Raw genomic sequence first — 19,690 nt, 5'->3', positions numbered from 1 at the left:
TTGCGGATGTCGATCACGTCCGGGCCCATCGTGCCCTTGTAGATCGGCATTTCGACGCTCGGCGAGTTGTCGCTGAAAGAAAGCGTCGCCTTGATGCTGGATTGATTCATCGTCGTTTCCATGAGACTGAGTGATGCGCTTGCACGCTTTCAAAGGCCGAATTCCGCGCGCGTAATGACTATCGGTCCGACCACCGAACCCTTCGCCCTTCGAGCGACGATTTCCCTGATCGCGGGCTGTCCGAACGCGAAAGCCTCGCGCCGGGATATGACCTGATCGATGCCGACTGCGGCCGCCAGCGCATGCTCCGTCAAGACGCAATTGACGGTGACGCCATCGACGATCGTATCGAAATAGATCGGACCTTCGCCGACGCAAATGCTGTCGATATGGGGAAACAGAATATTCATCTCAACCTCGTTGAAGCCCGAATGATCGATGGCGCTGTTGCCTTCAGAGCGGCGGTGAATCGATAGGCACGGCGAGCTGAACACAGATCGATATCGGCACGGCCGATGTTCGCTGGATTCTTGCTATAGCCTCATGCGCCGGACATCGGGAAACCAATACTCGCGTGGTGTCGAACGTGCTTTGCGACTTGAAGTCGACGTCGCAGCGGCACCCGATATCCTCGTTGCTCTTGATGCCCCATCCGTCCGAAGCGAAGTCACTTTGCTTCAGGCGGTACACGTTGTCGTGATAGAGCAGACCGGAATCGACTTCCCCGACATGCGGCACGGTGAATTGCGCGTGCGCGGCCGCCGACGACAAACCCAGAAGAACCGCGATACTGATCAACTCTGTTTTCATTAGTTTTCCTAATATCATTCGATTCTTCAAGATCCGATTCACCAATCTCGATGACGCCGCGAGCGCGCGACGCATCCATCATTCAAGACTATCCAAAGGTCACGAACCGGAACCCTCTCGCGGCGGGAGGGACTAGGGAAAACGAGCAGCCGGTCTTCATTTACGTCTCATCCGCAGATAAATCGTCTGATGTTTTCATCGCGCCCCTCTCATCGGGAGAGGGGCGCGCGAATCGCATGCGCAATAGGATACGTAGCAACAAGCGGCTCTTCGCACAGGCGAACAAGAAAAGCCGCAGACGAGTTTCATCAAAGGAGACAGTTCATGCATATGCAGCACACAGCGTCTGCCACGGGCGAAGTCGTGAGAGTGCACGGAGACGTGCGCGCCTACGCCTGGGTCGTATTCGCGCTGACCGTCGGGTTGCTGCTTTCCGACTACATGTCGCGGCAGGTTTTAAACGCCGTATTTCCGATGCTCAAATCAGCATGGGGCCTGTCCGACACGCAACTGGGATCGCTCAGCAGCGTAGTCGCGCTCATGGTCGGCGTGCTCACGTTCCCGTTATCCGTGCTCGCCGATCGTTGGGGCCGCGTGAAGAGTATCGTGCTGATGGCCGCCATGTGGAGTCTCGCCACGCTCGGTTGCGCGGTCTCCACCAACTACGGCGAGATGCTGCTTGCGCGGGCGTTCGTCGGTATCGGCGAGGCGGCTTATGGCAGCGTCGGCATCGCCGTGGTTCTCAGCATCTTTCCGGTGCGGCTGCGCTCGACGCTGACGGCTGCCTTCATGGCGGGCGGCGCATTCGGTTCGGTGATGGGCATGGCGATCGGCGGTGCGGTCGCGGCGCATCTCGGCTGGCGCTCGGCATTCGGCGCGATGGCCGTGCTTGGGATTGTGCTCGTCATCGTTTATCGGATCCTCGTCACGGAAGGAAGGATCGCGCCGCTGCAGTCCGCTGCCGGCCATGACTCGAAGGCGGCGTCCCCCGGCATGCGCACCAGTTTCCGCGCGTTGATGAAAGGACTCTTCTCGACCCGATCGATCCGATGCGCCTATGTGGGCAGCGGTTTCCATCTGCTCGTTCCGGCCGCGCTGTGGGCGTGGATGCCCAGCTTCCTGAACCGCTACTACGGCATGGCACCCGGCAAGGCCGCGATGGCCGCCGCGGCGTTCGTGCTGGTGACGGGCCTCGGCATGGTCGTGTGCGGCAACCTGACCGACCGGATCAGCAGAAATGCGCCCGGAAGGAAGTGGCTCACCGCCATCGTGTTCTGCCTCGCCTGCTTCATGCTTCTAGCCATAGCTTTTCGGATGCCGGCAGGACCGTTGCAGCTCGCGCTGATCGCGGCTGGCATGTTCTTCAGCGCAGGCGCGACCGGCCCTTCCGGTGCGATGGTCGCCAACCTCACGCCGCCCGCTATCCACGCCTCCGCGTTCGCCACGCTGACGCTCGCCAACAACCTGCTGGGGCTCGCGCCCGCCGCGATTCTCACGGGCATCGTCGCCGACAGGATCGGGCTGCTGGGCGCCCTCCAGCTGGTGCCCTTCGCGCCGCTGCTTGCCGCGATCGTGTTCGCCATCGGAAGACGGCATTACGCACACGATCTGGATCGCGTGGCCGCGCTGCGCGAAGAAGCGTCGCGTAACACGCAAGCTACCACGACGAAAGCCGATTCATGATTTCAGATAGGATGCCGAAGTTTATAGATCACGACGCGCGTCGCACGATGACAGTCGAGGTCTTCTTCGACTTCATCTGCCCGTGGTGCCTGATCGGCAAGCGCAACCTGGAAGCGGCCATCACGCGCTTCACAGGCTTGCAGCCGGATGTGCGCGTGGAAGTGCTTTGGCGATCGCATCAGCTTCTGCCCTACACGCCGCTCGGCGGCATGCCGTATCAGGCGTTCTATCTCGACCGTCTGGGAAGTCATGAAGCCGTGGCTGCACGGCGCGCGCAGGTCCGACGCGCGGGAATCGCGGCGGGCATCGAGTTCGCGTTCGAGCGGATCGACGTGCTGCCCAACACGGCCGCCGCACACGATCTCGTGGCCTACGCGGCCAGCCGTGGCGGCGAAGCGCAACGTGCACGGCTGATCGAGCGTCTGTTCAGCGCTTATTTCATGGAGGGACAGGATATCGGCGACGGGCGGGTTCTGGAGCGCCTCGGCATCGAGTGCGGTCTCGAACAGCAGGCGCTCGTCGAACATCTGGCGGAAGCAAGGCGCACGGCCGATCCCACCGGCTACCGTTTGCACGCCGATAGCGAGCATATCGGCGGCGTGCCGCATTTCGTGTTCGATGCATCCGCCACGCTTTCCGGAGCTTATCCTCCCGGCGCGATCCTCGAAGCGATGATGCTGGCGGTCAGTTCCGAGTGTCGAGCACCTTGAGCACGTCATCGAGGCCAGTGAGTTCCCAGTCCGGCCGCTGTCCCATTTCCTCGAACGTATTGCCGCTGCGATTGATCCACGCAGTCGGAAAGCCGAAGTAGCGCGCGCCGGTCGCGTCCCATGCATTCGACGAGATGAACAGGATCGACGCGCGCGAAAGACCGAACGCCGTTTCCGCAAGCTCATAGGCGCGATCATGCGGCTTGTAGATGCGCACAGGATCGACGCTCAACAGATGATCGAAGCGATCGCGCAATCCCGCATGCCCGACCACCGATGCGATGGAATGCGGCGAACCGTTCGACAGAATCGCAAGTTGCAGCCCGCGTTCCCCAAGACGCGACAGCGTGTCCGGCACTTCGGGAAAGGGCCGCAGCTTCAGATAAGCATTGCAGAGCGCGGCTTTCGTTTCGTCGTTGAGATCGAGCTTCAGATATCGGCACGCATAGCGCAATGCGTCCTCTGTCGCCTGCTCGAACGTCACGTAGCGATTCATCAGACTGCGCAGCCACGTGTATTCGAGCTGCTTCTGCCGCCAGAGCGTGCTGATCTCGCGCCCGCGCCCCGGAAAGTGCTGCTCGCATTGATCGATGACCGAATGCACGTCGAACAGCGTGCCATAGAGATCGAACGCAATCGCCTTGATGTGATTCATGCTGTCTCCTTCTCGTGAACACGAAACGCTGACCGTCCAGCCTCAGCCACCCTTCCCTTCCTTGAGCCGCGCGCGATGTGCCGCCACTTTCGCGCGATTGCCGCAGATCGCCATGCTGCACCAGCGGCGCGCGTGTCCGCGCGTGTGGTCCGCGAACAGCAGCGTGCACTTCGGCCCTTCGCATGCCTTCACGTAAGTGAAGTCTTCTTCGCAGACGAGCTTCGCCAGCGATTCCACGATGGGCATCAGCAATGAATCAACCGTCAAGTAGCGGCGCCGCGTGTCGAACGCGAGGCCGCTCGCCGAATTCGCATCGGCGACGATCACGCCGTATCGCTCGTCGCGCTGCAACACGCTGTTGAGCGGTTCGAGTTCGCGCAAATCCTTCGCCTTCAGCGGACGCCCTTTTCTCTTCTGCACGAAAGGCCTGAACCACTCGCGCAAGCCGCGCGCCTTCTGAGCGATCTCGTCCAACTCGGCCGGCGAAGTTTGCGAACGCATCTGCGCAAGCACATCGACGGGCACGAGGCACGCCTGTTCGAGCCATGACAGCAGCCCCTCGCCATCGGCGATCCAGTCGACGGGTTCATCGACCGGCGTCGCGATCGAGTTCAGGAAGTCGAGACCGGGTGCGTCGGCCACGAAGATGGCCGGTATCGGGCGGTAGTCCATTTTCTGCTCACGCGTGCTTCTACGATGACTTTATCGTAACCGTTGAACCAGCGATTGACAAGTTACATCCACGATGCGTAACCTTCTTATGACATTTTTAATGGTTACGTAACTCAACCTCTCATCTGCGGAGACGGCGGTCTCGACAGCGTCGTCTATGCCGAGAGATCTCGCCCGGCCGGATGCCGCGCAAAGAGTCGTCGATGAGACGCTCGCGGCGTTCGGGCGCATCGATGCCTTGCTGAACATCGCGGGCGCGGTGCCGCAGATCGATCTGTTCGACATGACGGCGCGCCGGAAGAAATCGCGGAGTTCATGGCGTTTCTCGTTTCGCCCGCCGCCAGATGGATGACCGGCAGCGCGCCGAGAATGGACGGCAGAGAAGTGAAATCCGTGTGACGGGATGGGCGCGCACGCGCCCGGTCATCCGCTCTACTTTGCAAGGACGATGTGCGTGGCGCGCTCCGTCGGAACATGCTCGACCGTTCGATATCCCAGCGCGTGGAGATTCAGACCGTTGAATAGCGATTCGCCCTGGCCAAGCACGACGGGCGCCACCGCGAGGTGAATTTCATCGACATAGCCGGCCTGAATGTATTGCCTCACCGTCTCGACACCGCCGCCGATCTTGATGTCCTTGTCGCCCACCGCTTCGCGCGCCTTCTGCAACGCAACCTCGATGCCGTCGGAGACGAAGTGAAAGGTCGTTCCACCCAGCATCTCGATCGGCGCTCGCGGATAATGCGTCAGGACGAACGTCGGCGCGTGATAAGGCGGATCGTCGCCCCACCATCCTTTCCATTGATCGTCCGGCCATTCGCCGCGAATCGGGCCGAACATGTTGCGGCCGAGGATGAAAGCGCCGAAACCTGCCATCGCGCGTTGGGCAAATTGGTCATCGACGCCGGTTTCGCCGCTCTCTTGTCCCACCATCTGACGGAAGGTCTGCGTCGGGAAAAACCACTGGAAGAGTTCCCCGCCGCGCACGCCGAGCGGCTGATCCAGACTCTGATCGGTTCCCGCGGCGAAGCCATCGAGCGACACACTGAACCCGGCCACCTTTACTTTGGTCATCAACGTCTCCGGTTGCGCTGTCAACGAGGCCCCATGTTGCCTGCAGATGCGATGGAATCGCAAGTTAACCGCGCTCGACGAACGCGATGCAGCCATCGCGCGGCATCGTCAGCCGGTCGTGACGCAGGCACAGGCGGCTCGCGCCCACGCTCGCGCCGTACGCGGAGCCGAGCGAAGCCAGCCCGGCGATGCGCTTTTCCAGCAACGCGCGGTCGTCGGCCCAATGACGGCATCGGCGGCATTCGGGCGCGTCTGCCGATGACGGCGCGCTCATTGCCCGAGCGCCGACCAATACGGCGCGAACAGATGCACCGACAGCAGATAGCCGATCACGACATTGACCACGACGCCCGCCGTGAATGCCGCGAGCGGCTTCGCGCCGGTGCCGGCGAGCGTGGAGAAGCGCGTCGTGAGGCCGATGCTCAGGAAGCAGAACGTGAAGGCCCACGTGCGCAGCGCGACGATCGGCGCGACGAACGCGGGCGTCACGACGCTGCGATAGTCCGCGAGCGTATAGTGCGACGCGATCCACGTGACGATCGCCGACGCAACGACGAACCCGATCACGAACTTCGGAAAGCGCGTCCAGATTTCGCGCGCGCTTGGCTTCGACTGCACGCCGTCGGCGGTATCGCGTTCCCAGCGCGTCGTTGCGACGATCGCCAGCACGAACGCCCAGATGCCGATCCAGATATCGCGTCCGACGACCTTCATCAGCACGAAAGCCTGCAACGATGCATCGGGCGCGCCGGCCACGACGCCAGGCGCATGCCGCGCGAAATCGCCGTAAGCCTGCGCGGCGGCGATGCCCGCTGCATCGGCGAATTCGGATGTGCCGATCCATGCGCCCGCGACGCCCGTCGGCAAACCGAGCGCGCGTGACACGGCGGGCAACGCGAACACCATCACGATCGCCCAGACGACGACCAGCGTGATCGCCACCGACGCCTGCTCGCGCCGCGCACGCACGGCTCCCGCAATCGCGATCGCCGCCGATACGCCGCACACCGCGCCGCCGACGCCCAGCACCGCCGCAAAACGCTTGTCGATATCGAGCGCACGCGCCACGCCGTAGATCACGAAGAAGGTCACGAGCGACACGATGGTCGCCTGCCCGATCGCGACCGGTCCCGCCCAGACGATCAGCGTGAACGGCAGCGTCGCGCCGAGCAGCACGATGCCGACCTTGATGTAAAACTCCACGCGCAAGGCAGGCGCGAGCCACGCGGGCAAGCTGAACAGATTGGAGACGATCAGCCCGAGCGCCAACGCGATCAGCGGCGGCTCCAAGTTGTAGGCGCTCGCCTTCGACCATGCACCGGCCGTGAAGATGATCGTCGAGACGATGAAGACGACGAGAAAACCCGCGAGGAACTGTCCGACGGGCAGTCCGAGCGCAACGATCGCCACCGAAAACACCGCCGCGAACGCGATGAACAGCGCGACATAGCCGCTTGCATGCTTGCCGAAGTCGCCCGCGAGTTGCCCGAGGCTCGACCATTTCGCGGGCGCGACGGCCAGCCATTTGATGCTGCCGCCCGACGCAAACAGCGCATACGCGACGACGATGGCAAGCAGGCCGATGCCGACCGCCCACCAGTCTTCCGTGCCGAATGGCCTGCGCGTCTCGCTCGACGTGATGGCGTCGCCGGCAATCGATCGGTTGCTCATCGCTGTTCTCCTTGTGCGCCACGGATAACGCTTCAGTATGAAATCGCCCGTGGCCCGGCGGAAATGACTTTTTTGTCTTTAGATATAGCCGCCGATCATGTGCGCGCGCCAAAGGTTCGCCGCATATGCGAACCACTTTCCGCCTCATTTGCTACGCACAATTGATTCGTAGCCGCGGCATGCGAAGTGCCTATAGTCGAAGGCTTCATCACACCACTTCGCCCGTTCCATGAAACACACGAACCATCGCCGCGCGCTGATCGCCGGCATCGCTTCCTTCGTCCTGGCTGCTATTGCGCCCGTTCACGCACACGCCGACACGCGCGAAGTCGTCATCGGCTATCAGGACATGGTCGTGCCCTGGCGCTATGCACAGGCGAGCGGCGCCGTCGAGAAGGCCACCGGCTACAAGGTCACCTACCGCAAGCTGGGCAGCGGCGCGGATGTCGTCCGTGCGCTCGCTTCGGGCTCCATACAAGTGGGCGAAGCGGGTTCCAGCCCGATCGCGGCGGGCTTGTCGCAAGGCGTCGATCTCTCGCTCTTCTGGATTCTCGACAATATCAACGACGCCGAAGCGCTCGTCGCGCGCAACGGTTCGGGCGTGAGCAAGCTCGCCGATCTGAAGGGCAAGACGCTCGGCGTGCCGTATGTGTCGACGTCGCATTTCCATGCGCTCGTCGCCTTGCAGCAGGCGGGCGTCGATCCGTCGACGGTGAAGATCGTCAATCTGCGTCCGCCGGAAGTGGCGGCGGCGTGGGAGCGCGGCAACATCGATGCGACTTACATCTGGGACCCGGTGCTCGCCAAGGCCAAGCAGAGCGGGCGTGTGCTCATCACGTCGGGCGAAGTGGCGAAGGAATCGGGCAAGGCGACCTTCGACGGCTTCGTCGCGTCGCGCAAGTTCGCGCAGGACAATCCGGCGTTCCTGAACGGCCTCGTCAAGGTGCTCGCCGACACCGACGCGCAATACCGCGACCACAAGGCCGACTGGACCGCCGCATCGAAAGAGGTGCGGGCCGTCGCGCAGGAATCCGGCGCGAACGCCGCCGATGTGCCCGCGAGTCTCGCGCTCTACGCCTTCCCGAGCGCGGGCGAACAGGCGTCCCCGGTCTGGCTCGGCGGCGGACAGCAGTCCGGCGCGGCGAAGTCGCTCGCCGCCACCGCGCAGTTCCTCAAGCAGCAGGGCACGATCCAGAACGTGCTCGCGGATTACTCCACGGGCGTCGATCCGCGCTTCGCGCAGCAGGCGGCGAAATGACATCGCTTTCCATCCGCAATCTCGGCGTCACCTATGAAGGCGCGGGCGCGCCGGCGTTGAAAGGCGTCGACTTGCAGATCGGCAGCGGCGAATTCGTCGTGGCGCTGGGTGCGTCCGGATGCGGCAAGACCACGTTGCTGAATTGCCTCGCGGGATTTCTGGAGCCGACCGAAGGCGAGGCATCGCTGAACGGCGAGCCGATCGACGGACCCGGCGCGGAACGCGGCGTCGTGTTCCAGAAACATGCGCTGATGCCGTGGCTGAATGTCATCGACAACGTCGCGCTCGGCTTGCGCTTTCGCGGCATGAAGCGCGACGAGCGTCACGAGATCGCGCGCCGCACGCTCGCGCTCGTCGGCCTCGCGCAGCACGAGCATGCGAAGGTCTACGCGCTGTCGGGCGGCATGCAGCAGCGCGTCGGCATTGCGCGCGCGCTCGCGAGCGATCCCGAAGTGCTGCTGATGGACGAACCGATGGGCGCGCTCGACGCCCTCACCCGCGAATCCGTGCAGGAACTCGTCCTCGATGTATGGGCGCGCACGCGCAAGACGGTGTTCTTCATCACGCACAGCGTGGAGGAAGCGCTCTTTCTGGCGACGCGGCTCGTGCTGATGACGCCGGGGCAGGGCCGCATCGAGGACGTGCACGAACTGCACTTTTCGCGCGAGTACATCCGCAACCGCGATGCGCGCGCCGTCAAATCGTCGCCTGCGTTCATCGAATGGCGCGAGCGGCTGACGCGCCGCCTGCATCGCACCGAAACGGAGGCGGCGTGAACCGGCCCGCTCAGGACGTGCCGCTGCCGCGCGCCGCGACCGCGCCGCGGACCACTCGACGTGTCGACCGCGCGAAACGTCGCGCACGCTATCGCGGCATGCCGGGCGCGGGGCCGACCGCGCTGCCCAGCACGCTGTGCGTCGCGACGCTCGCGGCGCTGTGGTGGGCGGCCACGCATTTTCACTGGCTGCCGCCGCTCTTTCTGCCATCGCCCGGGGCGGTTTGGCAGGCGTTCATCGACGCGCTGCGCGGACGGCTGCAGGGCGGCCTGCCGCTCTCCGAGCATCTCCTGTGGAGCGCGATCCGCGTGTTCGGCGCGTTCGCGCTGGCGGTTGTCACGGCCGTGCCGGTCGGCATTTTGATGGGCGTGAGCCGCATCGCGCGCGGCGTGCTCGATCCGCCGCTGGAGTTCTATCGGCCGCTGCCGCCGCTCGCGTATCTGCCGCTCGTCGTCATCTATTTCGGTATCGATGAAACCGCGAAGATCGTCGTCATCTGGCTCGCCTGCTTCGCCCCGATCGCGATGGCCGCGCGCGCGGGCGTCAAGAGCGCGACCGCAGAACAGGTGAACGCCGCGTGGTCGCTCGGCGCGAGCTTCGCGCAGATGGTGCGGCACGTCGTGCTGCCGGCCGCGCTGCCCGAGATTCTGACCGGCTTGCGCATCGCCGTGGGCTTCGGCTGGACCACGCTCGTCGCCGCCGAAATGGTGGCCGCCACCGCCGGGCTCGGGCAAATGGTGCTCAACGCGTCGAGCTTCCTGCGCACCGATGTGGTCGTGATGGGCATCGTGCTGATCGGCGCGATCGCGTGGATCTTCGACTTCGGCATGCGCGCGCTGGAGAAGCGGCTCGTGCCGTGGAAAGGGCGCTGAGCGCAGGCGCGCCTCAGTTGCTTCCGGCGTCGTCGCTCAACGCATGCCGGTTCCAGACCTTGCCGATCAGCCATTGGAACAGCGAGTGGTCGTGCTCGCGTTCCGCGGGCATCGGCATCGCCAGCTTGCCGAGCTTGTCCTGCCGATACGCCAGAAGCTGACACATCTGCTTCGCGACTTCCGGATGGTCCTTGAGGAACGATGTCATGTCGTCCTTCGCCAGTTGAAACAGCACCGACGGCGTGAGCGTCGAGATGGACACCTGCATCGCGATTCCGGCGAGCAGTCCCGCTTCCCCGAACGCTTCGCCCGGTCCGACACGGGAAATCTCGCGAGGGCCCGCCGCTTCGACGACCGACACCGACAGCACGCCCGAATGCACGATGGACAAGCTGTCAGGCACCGTGTCGGGCGCGAGGATCTGATGATTCGCCTGATATTCGTGCCGGGTCAGATGCTTCGCGAGCCGGCTGACTTCCTCGCTGGAGAGGCTGTCGAACAGGCTCACGCGCCTCAACAGGGCTTCTTTTTCGTCGTGGGATGTGAGCGCCGGCGCCGCCACGCCCAGCGCACGCAGCGCAACGCCGGCCGCCGTGAGATGGCGATAACACAGGTCGAAGAGTTCGTTGGAGACGGCGAGTTTCTTGTTCATGTCGTCGACGAACGCGACCACTTCGTACTGGACGGAGTTGGCGGTCGTGCGCTTCATCCGCGCGTACGGCGCGGGCGTCGAAAGGATGACGTTGCTGCCGGTGAGCGCGCGCTCCAGGGCGTCCAGCACGCTCCTCGGCCGCACTTCGGGGCCGATCTCGAGGACGAGCGCCACGCCGTGGACATCGCCGGGCCGGCTGTTGTTGGTGATTTTCGCTTTCGCCGCGACCGCGTTCGGCACGATGAGCGTGTTTCCCTGGCCCGTCAGCAAATGCGTCGCGCGCCAGTTCATCTCGACGACCTTGCCTTCGACGTCGTCGATCGTCACCCAGTCGCCTATCGCATAAGGCTCCGTCGTGTTGATGACGATGCCCGCGAAGACGTCGCTCAACGTGCTCTGGATGGCGAGGCCCAATACGATGGCAAGCGCGCCCGACGTCGCGACGAGTCCGCGCACCGGGAGTTCGAGCACGAAGCCGAGCGCCGCGACCGCCGCCGCGAGAAAGACCACGGCGCCGAACACGTCGGAGAAAAGCCGCTGCTTTCTCCAGGCGCGGGGAAGCAGCAGCGTGTCGAGCGACAGGGTGAGCAGACGCGCACCCATCAACCACCAGATGATTTCGAGGATCTGCCCCGACCAGTGCAGCTCGATGACGTCGGCGTACGGCGCCTGCGTGAACGGGCTCAATCCAGACGAAAACAGCACCCCGCTCAACGCGAAAAACAGCGCGAGCCGTATGAAAAGCCGGGCGAGGTCGTTCCCGGGCAGTTTTGCACGCCACACGACGACGTCCACGGCGACAATACCGAAGCCCAGAATCAGGGGGTATTTCACGAGTGCTCCTCTCGGGGAACGACTCCGAGAGAATACACATTTGATGGACATGCCGTGCTGGCGACGGCTTCCCTTTAGCGCAGACAATGGCGGTCACCCCGGAGACGACGCCCCGGATCACCGCCGTGCCGACGACGAGGTTGCTAGGCAGGTTTGATATTCGATGCCTGTTTGCCCTTGGGTCCCATCTTCACGTCGAAAGTCACTTTCTGATTTTCCTGTAGCGACTTGAATCCCTCGGCCTTGATTTCCGAAAAATGTGCGAAGAGATCTTCGCCGCCGTCATCCGGGCTGATAAAGCCAAAACCCTTCGCATCGTTGAACCACTTCACGGTGCCCGTTGCCATTTGTTACCTCGTCTCTCTGGTTAGCGTCAAATCGTGCATGCGGTGACAGCGCACCGCACGCCACGAAGCGGTCGTTTTCGTGCGCATCATGAATAAGGGCCGCACTTCCCCGCACGCAAGGAACGTGCAAACTCCCGATTGTTCACGAATTGTTCGACTTTGCACACGTCTTTCGGACGTTCGGACCGGCGATTGCTGCCCTCCCGGGGTTATGAGCCGCCGATACCCTGTGCCAGCCGAGGTCACCGTGACTACACACTCCCCGCCCGCCAGCGAACATCCGGAGCCAAAAGCGCTTCTCTTATTGGCCGAATATCTCGACCTGCCGCTTCGCGACGGCGGGAGTCTCGTCATGATGCAGCAATGCAATGATCTGTGCGGCATGTATGTGGGAAAAGCGTCGGGAGGACAGGAAGGCCTGACCTTCTATGGAACGATTTCGGCTTCCATAGCGAATTCCATTCGCCGCCTGACCCGAATCGGGCGGAACCAAGTGGAAATCGCGGGCCGGCAGTATCACTTCGTTCGCAGCACAACGCACTTCGAAGATCGCGGCGCCGAACTTTTTGCTTTGCTTTAGACGAAAGTACCTCACCCGCTTTTCCTTTCACCGGCTCATATCCCCCCGACGACAGCATCGACGGAATGCAGATTGCTGTGGCTTTGTCTTGCCGTCGAGACCCGGCGATATCTACACACTTTTCCAAAAGTTCCATGAGCCACGCAGAGCACGAGACCCAGCAGCTAAAAGCTCGTATTGCCGAACTGAACGACGAAGTATTGCGTCTCGAACTCGACTACGGAAAGGAGTCGCGTTACGGGAACGGGCACCACCGTGAGCATCTATCTGCCGCGATTCGAAGGACAAGACGCGTTGCCCGTGTCCGCGACGATTCTGGAGCGGGTCGTGGCCAAGGCCAGCAATCCGGCGACGATTCTCGTCGTCGACGATGAAGAAGCGATCCGCCTGCTGCTGAGCGAAGTGCTGACGGAGGCGGGCTATCGCGTACTCGAAGCGCCCGATGCGTCGGGCGCGCTGACCGTCGTCGTATCGAATGCCCGGCTCGACCTGCTGATCACGGATATCGGACTTCCGGGCGGCATGGACGGGCATCGTCTCGCCGCTCTCGCGCGGCAGATGCGGGAAGATCTCGCCATCGTCCTGATCAGCGGACATGGAGAGATCGCGAGGGATCAGCAAAGCGGGCATGACATGCATCTGCTCCGCAAGCCTTTTCTGATGGAAGAGTTGACCAGCACGGTCAGTCACCTGCTGTCCGGCGCGGTGTAAGGAAGCGGGCTTCTTCCGTCGCGCGACGCGCTCATTCACATCGCCTGCGTCGATCGTCACTCAAGTTCTCAAGTCACCTGCCGATATAGGTTGTTGACCGACGGTGAGTCGACCGATTCGCAACGCGTTGTCAGATCGCGCACCGATTAGCCCATCATGCCCACATTCGACCTGCATACCGTCCTGCTGATGGCATCCGTGATGCCGGGGCTGATGGCGCTCGTGATGTTTTCGATAGGCCGGACATTTCCGAAGAACATTCCCGGCATGGCGCAATGGGCGCAGGGTTCGCTGGCTTTCTCGATCGCCGCCTTCCTCATGGCGCTGCGCGACGCGCTGCCGGACTGGCTCTCCGTGATCGGCGGCAATATCTGCATGGTCGCCGCCATAGGACTTTGGCTCATCGGCAGCCAGCGCTATTGCGGCCGTTCACCGTTCGTCCGGCTCGTTCCGGCGCTGGCGCTGTTCGATGCGGTCTGCCTGAGCTGGATGACATGGATCGACTTCAGCCCTTACGGGCGCTCCATGTGCACGAATGTGATTCTTGCGCTGCTCTTCGCGCGTCTGTCGTATGAACTTCTGTGGTCCAGCCAGAAGGACAGCGGCGCGAAAATCGTCGGAACCATGTTCGCCGTCGAGACGCTTATCACGGTGATGAGAATCGTCACTTCACTGGAACCGGGCGCCGCGCAACAAGGCTTGTATGCACAGGACCGGATGCAACTCGTTTATCTGAGCAGCGGCACATTCATGTCGCTGACCATAACGGTCGGATTCATGCTCACGGCCGTCAACCGGCTGCGAATTCATCTCGAACAACTTTCCCTCATCGATCCTCTCACGGGGCTTCTCAATCGCAGAGCGCTCGTGGACGCCCACAAAACGGCGCGCGAAACCTCTCGCCGGAAGGGAAGCTACCTTTCACTTCTGTTGATCGATCTGGACCATTTCAAAAGCATCAACGACACCTACGGTCACTCGACGGGCGATGACATTCTCGTCGACTTCGCCCGCCGCGCGGCGCTCGCGCTGCCCCGGGAAGCCCACTTTGCCCGCTGGGGCGGCGAGGAATTCGCGGTGCTGTTTCCGTGCCACCGCGTCGATGAACCGCTGACGCTCGCCCATGCGCTGCAATCCCGGATCGCAGGCGCGGGCGGCTCGGCCTTGCCTGCCTATACGTGCAGCATCGGGATCGCATCGCTTGGGATTCGCGAGTCGACCATCGAGCAATTGTTGAAGCTGGCCGACGACGCGCTGTATCGCGCGAAACGCAATGGCCGCAATCGGGTGGAGGTCTCGTCCCCCATCGCCGCAGTGCTCAGTGAAAGCCCCCACGATGCAGTTGCTTGATGATCAACGTCGCGAGATAGCGCGGCTCATCGAACATCGTCACGAGTTCGAAGAAGAACAGAAACGCGAGCATGTAACCCACCGCCGGCCGATACTCCATGAATCGCACGAAGAACGGCGCGAAGCGCGTGCGAATCGGCGCGCGCGTGAAGAGCCACGCGCAGAAGGCGCCGATGACCGCGCCTCCGATGACATCGGTCGGATAATGCAGCCCGAGATACACGCGCGGCAGACACACGAAGACCGCGCAATGCACGATCGCGAGCACGCCGATCCATCGCCAGACGAAAAAGATGCCGACGGCTATCGCCATCCAGAGCGCGGCGTGGTCGCTGGGAAACGAACTCCACAAGCGCATGGCTTCGCCGGTTACATCGGCCACGGGAAACGACAGATGAACGGAAGGGTCGTAAAGCGGACGCAGGCGAAATGGCAGCGTGAGCGCGAGCAGACGGCCGAGCAGAAATGCCGCGAGCCCGGCACACAGCGCCGCGACGACCGTCTCGCGCCGCCACTGCTGCGTTTCGCCGGGCTGGAACCAGATGGCGACGAGAACGGCTAGCGGAACGAGGCCCTTGACGAAGTAGAACCCTGCGATCGCGTTCACCGCGTGGGTGAACGCGAAGGAAGACGCGGCGAAGGGAACCACCCAGGTTTGAATCGACGTATCGAAAGCGTTCATGCGACGCGACCCACAGAAATGTATCAATCGTATTAAAGCGTACGTGCACGAGCGTGCAATCGTACGTTCAATACCTCGCATATTTCTGAGGATTGCGTCTGAAGCGAACGCCCAGGCGTGACCCGGGCGTTCGCAACCGTCGCGGTCAGAACCTCACACTCGACCTTTCCACGGCACCATCGCTTTTTCCAGATAGCGCATCAGCAGATCGAAGCACAGTGCAAAGAAGCCGATGACGATAATGCCCATGATCACCACATCGCTCGCGAGAAACTCGGCCGCGTTGAGCACCATGAAGCCGAGACCGCGCGTCGATGCGACCATTTCCGCCGCGACGAGCGTCGTCCAGCCCACGCCGATGCCGATGCGCATGCCCGTGAAAATCTCCGGCAGCGCGGATTTGAGAATCACGTGCGTCACCACCTGCGTGCGCGAGGCGCCCATCGAATAAGCCGCGTGAATCTGCTCGATCGACACCGAGCGCACGCCCGCGCGCGCGGCGATCGCGAGCGGCGCGAAAATCGCCAGATAGATGAGAAAGATCTTCGAGAACTCGCCGATGCCGAACCAGATGATGATGAGCGGCAGATACGCGAGCGGCGGCAGCGGCCGGTAAAACTCGATCGGCGGATCGAACACGCCGCGCGCGTGCCGCGAGACGCCCATCATCACGCCGATCGGAATCGCCGTCACGCACGCGAGCGCGAACGCGCCGAACACGCGCAGCAGGCTCGCCATGACGTGCTCGGCGAGCGTCGAGTTGGCGAAGCCATCGCTCGCCACCGTGATGAACTTCGCATAAACCGCTTGCGGCGAGGGCAGGAAGAGCGGCTTGACCCAGTGCATGCCGGTGATCAGAAACCAGCCGGCCACGAGCAGCGCCACGGTCGCGACGCTCATCACGAGGCTGCTGCCGTAGCCCGGCACGCCGAACGTGTCGCCCGGTTTCACCGGCCTTTTCTTCGACTGCCGCGCGGGTCTGCCCGGCGGACGCCGCGACGCGCCGATTCCGCTGTCGATCGCGGGGCCGGGCGCCGTCATCGATGCGCGCTTAACCATGATGAACCTCCTCGGCGTGATGCGCGGCGCGCTCGTCGCCGTAGATGATGCCGAGCACGCGCTCGCGCATTTCGATGAAATCGGGGCTGGACTTGATCGCGCGCGCGTCGCGGGTGGCGAGAAAGCGGCGATTGAAATCGAGGTCGTAGCTATGCGTGATGCGTCCCGGACGCGGCGACATCACGATCAGCCGGCTCGCCAGAAACAGCGCCTCCTCCACGCTGTGCGTGATGAAGAAAAACATCTTCTGCGTGCGCTGCCAGACATCGAGCAGCAGCTCCTGGATGGTCTCGCGCGTGAGGGCGTCGAGCGCGGCCATCGGCTCGTCCATCAGCAGCATCGCGGGATCGCAGGTCAGCGCGCGGGCAATGCCCACGCGCTGCTGCATGCCGCCCGACAACTGATAGATCATGTGCTTGTGAAAGTCCTGAAGGCCGACCAGCGCGAGATTGCGTTTGGCGATCTCCTCGCGCTGCGCCTTCGGCACGCCCTGCAGCTTCAGGCCGAAGGTCGCGTTGTCGAGCACATTGAGCCACGGCAGCAGCGCATGCTTCTGAAACACGACGCCGCGATCCGCGCCCGGCCCGTCGACCGGCCGGCCGTTGAGCAGCATCTCTCCCGACGACGGCGCGATGAAACCCGCCATCAGCGACAGCAGCGTCGTCTTTCCGCATCCCGAGGCACCGAGCGCGACGACGAATTCGCCATCGCCGATGGTGAGATCGATGCCGTCGAGCGCTTGCACGCGCTCGCCCGGTCGTCGTCCAGGAAACACCACATTGACATTTCTGACCTGCATGCAACCCATATGTCCTCCCGGACTCGGATATGACAAAGGCGGGCGGCACGCGCCCGCATTCAGGTTCATTTGAGCTTTTCAGCCGCTTCGACGTACTCCGCCGTCACGAACTTCGAATAGTCCGGCAGCACCGCATCGACGCGCTTCTGCTGCTTCAGGAAGTCCGCCGTGTCCTTGAGCGCGAAGGCGGCGCGGCTCGATGCGCCGCCGCCCAGCCATTGCTTCGACGCCTGTTCCTGCGCCGACGGATAGCCGTACAGCGAGAGCGATTCCGGCACGTCCGCCGGCGCGCCGCCGATCGTCTTCGCGATGGCCACGGCCTGCTGCGACTGCGCGGTCCATTTGGACGGATCGTTGCGGTACTGCGCATCGAGATCGGAGATCGCCTTCACGAACTTCGCCATGAAATCCTTGTGCGCCTCGCCCCACGCGCGATCGACCGCGATGCCGTCGAACGTCGGCTTGCCGAGTTTCGACAGATCGCCCGACGTGATCAGCACCTTGCCGCTCTTCTTGAGTTGCGAGAGCGCCGGATCCCAGACGTAGGCGGCGTCGATGTCGCCTCGCTCCCACGCCGCCGCGATCTGATTCGGCTGCATGTTGAGAATCTTCACCGACGACGGATCGATGCCCCAGTGCTGCAGCGCGAACATCGTGTGATAGTGCGTCGTCGAGACGAACGGCACGCCGATGGTCTTGCCCTTCAGATCAGCCGGCTTCGCAATGCCCGAGCCGTTGCGCACGACCATCGCCTCGGCTTCGTTGATGTTGTCGAGAATCCAGAAGAGCTGCGCGTCCACGCCCTGACTGACGGCGGCGGCGAGCGGGCTGGAACCGATCACGCCGATCTTGATGTCGCCCGAGGCCATCGCGGTCGCGACCTTCGCGCCGGACTCGAACTGCCGCCAGTTGATCTTGTAGCCGGTCGCCTTCGCGATCGAGCCATCCGCGATGCCGACGACCCACGGATCGACGATCTGCTGGTACGCGATCGTCACTTCCTTGTCTTCGGCACTCGCCGACTGTGCGACGCCCCACGCGCACGCGGCGATCGCGAGCGTGGCCAGCGCACGCGCCGGCGAGATCTTTCGAAGCAACTTGCCGGGCAGGCGTTTCAAGCCGGAGACGCGGATCGTTTTCATGACGGTTCCTGGAGAGGTGGAAAATCGGGCTCGCCGGCGCGGCATTCCCCGTTTCGGTGCGGCCTGCCGCGCGTGCGGCGAACCGATGACCGAGTATCCACAGCGAAAAATCCAGGAAGTTAGTGCCAGACGGGAACAATCGTTGAGTCCACATGGCGGGCGGGCGGCGCTCGCGCGTCCGTCTGTGAAGATGAGGCCGATGTCGAGCGCGCCCGTCCGTGAGACCGAGCGCGCTGAGAAGGAAGGTCAGGCCGCGTTGGCTGCCTGCTTGTCGACGAGTGCGCAGACGGCGGCGGTGACCTGCGCAGTGGTGGCGGTGCCGCCGAGATCGCCGGTGTGCAGCGACTTGTCGGAGGTCACGGCTTCGATGGCCTGCATGACACGCTTGGCCGCATCGAATTCACCGAGATGTTCGAGCAGCATGACGACCGACCAGAACGTGCCGACGGGATTCGCCAACCCCTTGCCCATGATGTCGAACGCGGAGCCGTGAATCGGTTCGAACATCGACGGATAACGGCGCTCCGGATCGATATTGCCCGTCGGCGCGATGCCCAGACTGCCCGCGAGCGCCGCGGCGAGATCGCTGAGAATGTCGGCGTGCAGGTTCGTCGCGACGATCGTATCGAGCGTTTGCGGACGATTCACCATGCGCGCGGTGGCGGCATCGACGAGTTCCTTGTCCCATTTGACATCGGGGAATTCGGCCGCGACTTCGTTCGCGATCTCGTCCCACATCACCATCGCGTGACGCTGCGCGTTGCTCTTCGTGACGACGGTCAGCAGCTTGCGCGGACGCGACTGCGCGAGACGGAACGCAAAGCGCAGAATGCGTTCGACGCCGGCGCGCGTGAGAATCGATACATCGGTTGCGACTTCGATCGGATGTCCCTGATGCACGCGGCCGCCCACGCCGGAATACTCGCCTTCGGAATTCTCCCGCACGATCACCCAGTTCAGGTCTTCCGGCTTGCAGCGCTTCAGCGGCCCGTCGATGCCCGGCAGGATGCGCGTCGGGCGCACGTTCGCGTACTGGTCGAAGCCCTGGCAAATCTTGAGACGCAGGCCCCACAGCGTGATGTGATCGGGCACGTCCGGATCGCCCGCCGAACCGAAGAGAATGGCGTCCTTGTCGCGGATCGCGTCCAGTCCGTTCGCGGGCATCATCACGCCGTGCTGGCGGTAGTAGTCCGCGCCCCAGTCGAAGGTCTCGAACTCGAAGGCGAACGACTGCGTGGACTTGGCAAGCGCTTCGAGCACTTGCTGGCCTGCCGGAACGACTTCCTTGCCGATGCCGTCGCCGGGAATGGTTGCGATGCGATAAGTCTTCATGTCTCCGTCCTTCAAGGTTTA

General features: G+C 63.2%; 23 protein-coding genes. 9 read left to right on the top strand and 14 right to left on the bottom strand.

All coding sequences use genetic code 11. The features are described from left to right. Nucleotides 1-149 precede the first annotated feature (149 nt). Both AWB76_RS28855 and AWB76_RS28850 read right to left on the bottom strand, forming a co-directional pair. Nucleotides 150-410, bottom strand: coding sequence for a hypothetical protein (locus tag AWB76_RS28855; RefSeq protein WP_061163532.1), 261 nt, complete (start codon nucleotides 408-410; stop codon nucleotides 150-152). Nucleotides 411-453: 43 nt separating this feature from the next. Next, entirely contained in the window at nucleotides 454-810 is a 357-nt protein-coding gene (locus AWB76_RS28850) for a hypothetical protein (protein ID WP_061163531.1), read from the bottom strand. A 324-nt stretch (nucleotides 811-1,134) separates the two neighbouring features. Here AWB76_RS28850 and AWB76_RS28845 point away from each other — a divergent pair, with 324 nt between their 5' ends. After that, entirely contained in the window at nucleotides 1,135-2,493 is a 1,359-nt protein-coding gene (locus tag AWB76_RS28845; RefSeq protein WP_061163530.1) for an MFS transporter, read from the top strand. Between the two features lie 47 nt (nucleotides 2,494-2,540). After that, nucleotides 2,541-3,203: a DsbA family oxidoreductase gene (locus AWB76_RS28840; protein WP_244173489.1), complete on the top strand. Its 663-nt coding sequence runs from the start codon at nucleotides 2,541-2,543 to the stop codon at nucleotides 3,201-3,203. Here the strand turns inward: AWB76_RS28840 and AWB76_RS28835 are convergent. Next, nucleotides 3,178-3,858, bottom strand: a complete 681-nt coding sequence (locus AWB76_RS28835; RefSeq protein ID WP_061163528.1) for a haloacid dehalogenase type II — start codon at nucleotides 3,856-3,858, stop codon at nucleotides 3,178-3,180. The two genes, AWB76_RS28840 and AWB76_RS28835, sit on opposite strands and share 26 nt — an antisense overlap. A gap of 42 nt (nucleotides 3,859-3,900) precedes the next feature. Beyond that, the gene (locus AWB76_RS28830) at nucleotides 3,901-4,530 is read right to left on the bottom strand and encodes a CGNR zinc finger domain-containing protein (protein ID WP_061163527.1); all 630 of its coding nucleotides are present in this window, start codon (nucleotides 4,528-4,530) and stop codon (nucleotides 3,901-3,903) included. 157 nt (nucleotides 4,531-4,687) lie between these two features. On the opposite strand from AWB76_RS28830, the gene AWB76_RS28825 reads away from it, so the two are divergent. After that, complete coding sequence (locus AWB76_RS28825; protein WP_061163526.1) at nucleotides 4,688-4,882, top strand: hypothetical protein; 195 nt, start codon at nucleotides 4,688-4,690, stop codon at nucleotides 4,880-4,882. A gap of 80 nt (nucleotides 4,883-4,962) precedes the next feature. On the opposite strand, the gene AWB76_RS28820 is transcribed toward AWB76_RS28825, so the two are convergent. The 3 genes from AWB76_RS28820 to AWB76_RS28810 form a co-directional block, all read right to left on the bottom strand. Further along, nucleotides 4,963-5,604: a dihydrofolate reductase family protein gene (locus tag AWB76_RS28820; protein WP_061163554.1), complete on the bottom strand. Its 642-nt coding sequence runs from the start codon at nucleotides 5,602-5,604 to the stop codon at nucleotides 4,963-4,965. Nucleotides 5,605-5,668: 64 nt separating this feature from the next. Next, nucleotides 5,669-5,878: a hypothetical protein gene (locus AWB76_RS28815; protein WP_061163525.1), complete on the bottom strand. Its 210-nt coding sequence runs from the start codon at nucleotides 5,876-5,878 to the stop codon at nucleotides 5,669-5,671. After that, nucleotides 5,875-7,275 (bottom strand): YeiH family protein, encoded by a 1,401-nt coding sequence (locus AWB76_RS28810; protein ID WP_061163524.1) that lies wholly within the window; start codon nucleotides 7,273-7,275, stop codon nucleotides 5,875-5,877. The genes AWB76_RS28815 and AWB76_RS28810 overlap by 4 nt, the downstream gene beginning before the upstream one ends. A gap of 229 nt (nucleotides 7,276-7,504) precedes the next feature. Between AWB76_RS28810 and tauA (AWB76_RS28805) the strand changes: the two genes are divergently transcribed. Genes tauA (AWB76_RS28805) through AWB76_RS28795 form a run of 3 tightly spaced genes read left to right on the top strand, consistent with a single transcriptional unit; the run spans nucleotide 7,505 to nucleotide 10,181 of the window. Continuing rightward, on the top strand, nucleotides 7,505-8,533 hold the full coding sequence (gene tauA, locus AWB76_RS28805) for a taurine ABC transporter substrate-binding protein (protein WP_061163523.1): 1,029 nt from the start codon (nucleotides 7,505-7,507) through the stop codon (nucleotides 8,531-8,533). Continuing rightward, a complete protein-coding gene (locus AWB76_RS28800) occupies nucleotides 8,530-9,309 on the top strand; it encodes a taurine ABC transporter ATP-binding protein (protein WP_061163522.1) in 780 nt (259 codons plus the stop codon). The genes tauA (AWB76_RS28805) and AWB76_RS28800 overlap by 4 nt, the downstream gene beginning before the upstream one ends. Further along, nucleotides 9,306-10,181 (top strand): ABC transporter permease subunit, encoded by an 876-nt coding sequence (locus AWB76_RS28795; RefSeq protein ID WP_244173488.1) that lies wholly within the window; start codon nucleotides 9,306-9,308, stop codon nucleotides 10,179-10,181. The genes AWB76_RS28800 and AWB76_RS28795 overlap by 4 nt, the downstream gene beginning before the upstream one ends. Before the next feature lie 13 nt (nucleotides 10,182-10,194). Here AWB76_RS28795 and AWB76_RS28790 read toward each other — a convergent pair whose 3' ends face one another. Then, on the bottom strand, nucleotides 10,195-11,667 hold the full coding sequence (locus tag AWB76_RS28790; protein WP_096031366.1) for a mechanosensitive ion channel family protein: 1,473 nt from the start codon (nucleotides 11,665-11,667) through the stop codon (nucleotides 10,195-10,197). Nucleotides 11,668-11,810: 143 nt separating this feature from the next. Beyond that, a complete protein-coding gene (locus AWB76_RS28785) occupies nucleotides 11,811-12,014 on the bottom strand; it encodes a cold-shock protein (RefSeq protein ID WP_061163520.1) in 204 nt (67 codons plus the stop codon). Between the two features lie 247 nt (nucleotides 12,015-12,261). On the opposite strand from AWB76_RS28785, the gene AWB76_RS28780 reads away from it, so the two are divergent. The 3 genes from AWB76_RS28780 (at nucleotide 12,262) to AWB76_RS28770 (ending at nucleotide 14,655) form a co-directional block, all read left to right on the top strand. After that, nucleotides 12,262-12,594 (top strand): hypothetical protein, encoded by a 333-nt coding sequence (locus tag AWB76_RS28780; protein ID WP_061163552.1) that lies wholly within the window; start codon nucleotides 12,262-12,264, stop codon nucleotides 12,592-12,594. Between the two features lie 255 nt (nucleotides 12,595-12,849). Then, nucleotides 12,850-13,305 carry a response regulator gene (locus AWB76_RS28775; RefSeq protein ID WP_061163519.1) on the top strand — a complete coding sequence of 152 codons (456 nt, stop codon included), beginning with the start codon at nucleotides 12,850-12,852 and terminating at the stop codon, nucleotides 13,303-13,305. 156 nt (nucleotides 13,306-13,461) lie between these two features. Further along, a complete protein-coding gene (locus AWB76_RS28770) occupies nucleotides 13,462-14,655 on the top strand; it encodes a GGDEF domain-containing protein (RefSeq protein ID WP_061163518.1) in 1,194 nt (397 codons plus the stop codon). On the opposite strand, the gene AWB76_RS28765 is transcribed toward AWB76_RS28770, so the two are convergent. From AWB76_RS28765 to AWB76_RS28745, 5 genes are all read right to left on the bottom strand, one after another. Then, nucleotides 14,624-15,337 (bottom strand): phosphatase PAP2 family protein, encoded by a 714-nt coding sequence (locus tag AWB76_RS28765; protein WP_061163517.1) that lies wholly within the window; start codon nucleotides 15,335-15,337, stop codon nucleotides 14,624-14,626. The genes AWB76_RS28770 and AWB76_RS28765 overlap by 32 nt on opposite strands. A 153-nt stretch (nucleotides 15,338-15,490) precedes the next feature. Then, entirely contained in the window at nucleotides 15,491-16,378 is an 888-nt protein-coding gene (locus AWB76_RS28760) for an ABC transporter permease subunit (protein WP_374729957.1), read from the bottom strand. A 10-nt stretch (nucleotides 16,379-16,388) separates the two neighbouring features. Then, nucleotides 16,389-17,204 (bottom strand): taurine ABC transporter ATP-binding protein, encoded by an 816-nt coding sequence (locus AWB76_RS28755; RefSeq protein ID WP_061163516.1) that lies wholly within the window; start codon nucleotides 17,202-17,204, stop codon nucleotides 16,389-16,391. 56 nt (nucleotides 17,205-17,260) lie between these two features. Further along, nucleotides 17,261-18,337 (bottom strand): taurine ABC transporter substrate-binding protein, encoded by a 1,077-nt coding sequence (gene tauA, locus AWB76_RS28750; protein ID WP_096031365.1) that lies wholly within the window; start codon nucleotides 18,335-18,337, stop codon nucleotides 17,261-17,263. Between the two features lie 246 nt (nucleotides 18,338-18,583). Beyond that, the gene (locus AWB76_RS28745) at nucleotides 18,584-19,669 is read right to left on the bottom strand and encodes a tartrate dehydrogenase (protein WP_061163515.1); all 1,086 of its coding nucleotides are present in this window, start codon (nucleotides 19,667-19,669) and stop codon (nucleotides 18,584-18,586) included. Nucleotides 19,670-19,690: the final 21 nt, after the last annotated feature.

The sequence above is a fragment of the Caballeronia temeraria genome, assembly GCF_001544795.2.
GTDB classification, from domain to species: domain Bacteria; phylum Pseudomonadota; class Gammaproteobacteria; order Burkholderiales; family Burkholderiaceae; genus Caballeronia; species Caballeronia temeraria.
This window is presented reverse-complemented; position numbering and strand designations above follow the sequence as displayed.

Excerpts from the sequence above, each read along its gene's own strand:
- AWB76_RS28855 (WP_061163532.1), bottom strand. The coding sequence starts at position 410 with ATGAATATTCTGTTTCCCCATATCGACAGCATTTGCGTCGGCGAAGGT.
- AWB76_RS28850 (WP_061163531.1), bottom strand. The coding sequence starts at position 810 with ATGAAAACAGAGTTGATCAGTATCGCGGTTCTTCTGGGTTTGTCGTCG.
- AWB76_RS28845 (WP_061163530.1), top strand. The coding sequence starts at position 1,135 with ATGCATATGCAGCACACAGCGTCTGCCACGGGCGAAGTCGTGAGAGTG.
- AWB76_RS28840 (WP_244173489.1), top strand. The coding sequence starts at position 2,541 with ATGACAGTCGAGGTCTTCTTCGACTTCATCTGCCCGTGGTGCCTGATC.
- AWB76_RS28835 (WP_061163528.1), bottom strand. The coding sequence starts at position 3,858 with ATGAATCACATCAAGGCGATTGCGTTCGATCTCTATGGCACGCTGTTC.
- AWB76_RS28830 (WP_061163527.1), bottom strand. The coding sequence starts at position 4,530 with ATGGACTACCGCCCGATACCGGCCATCTTCGTGGCCGACGCACCCGGT.
- AWB76_RS28825 (WP_061163526.1), top strand. The coding sequence starts at position 4,688 with ATGCCGAGAGATCTCGCCCGGCCGGATGCCGCGCAAAGAGTCGTCGAT.
- AWB76_RS28820 (WP_061163554.1), bottom strand. The coding sequence starts at position 5,604 with ATGACCAAAGTAAAGGTGGCCGGGTTCAGTGTGTCGCTCGATGGCTTC.
- AWB76_RS28815 (WP_061163525.1), bottom strand. The coding sequence starts at position 5,878 with ATGAGCGCGCCGTCATCGGCAGACGCGCCCGAATGCCGCCGATGCCGT.
- AWB76_RS28810 (WP_061163524.1), bottom strand. The coding sequence starts at position 7,275 with ATGAGCAACCGATCGATTGCCGGCGACGCCATCACGTCGAGCGAGACG.
- tauA (WP_061163523.1), top strand. The coding sequence starts at position 7,505 with ATGAAACACACGAACCATCGCCGCGCGCTGATCGCCGGCATCGCTTCC.
- AWB76_RS28800 (WP_061163522.1), top strand. The coding sequence starts at position 8,530 with ATGACATCGCTTTCCATCCGCAATCTCGGCGTCACCTATGAAGGCGCG.
- AWB76_RS28785 (WP_061163520.1), bottom strand. The coding sequence starts at position 12,014 with ATGGCAACGGGCACCGTGAAGTGGTTCAACGATGCGAAGGGTTTTGGC.
- AWB76_RS28770 (WP_061163518.1), top strand. The coding sequence starts at position 13,462 with ATGCCCACATTCGACCTGCATACCGTCCTGCTGATGGCATCCGTGATG.
- AWB76_RS28765 (WP_061163517.1), bottom strand. The coding sequence starts at position 15,337 with ATGAACGCTTTCGATACGTCGATTCAAACCTGGGTGGTTCCCTTCGCC.
- AWB76_RS28760 (WP_374729957.1), bottom strand. The coding sequence starts at position 16,378 with ATGACGGCGCCCGGCCCCGCGATCGACAGCGGAATCGGCGCGTCGCGG.
- AWB76_RS28755 (WP_061163516.1), bottom strand. The coding sequence starts at position 17,204 with ATGGGTTGCATGCAGGTCAGAAATGTCAATGTGGTGTTTCCTGGACGA.
- tauA (WP_096031365.1), bottom strand. The coding sequence starts at position 18,337 with ATGAAAACGATCCGCGTCTCCGGCTTGAAACGCCTGCCCGGCAAGTTG.
- AWB76_RS28745 (WP_061163515.1), bottom strand. The coding sequence starts at position 19,669 with ATGAAGACTTATCGCATCGCAACCATTCCCGGCGACGGCATCGGCAAG.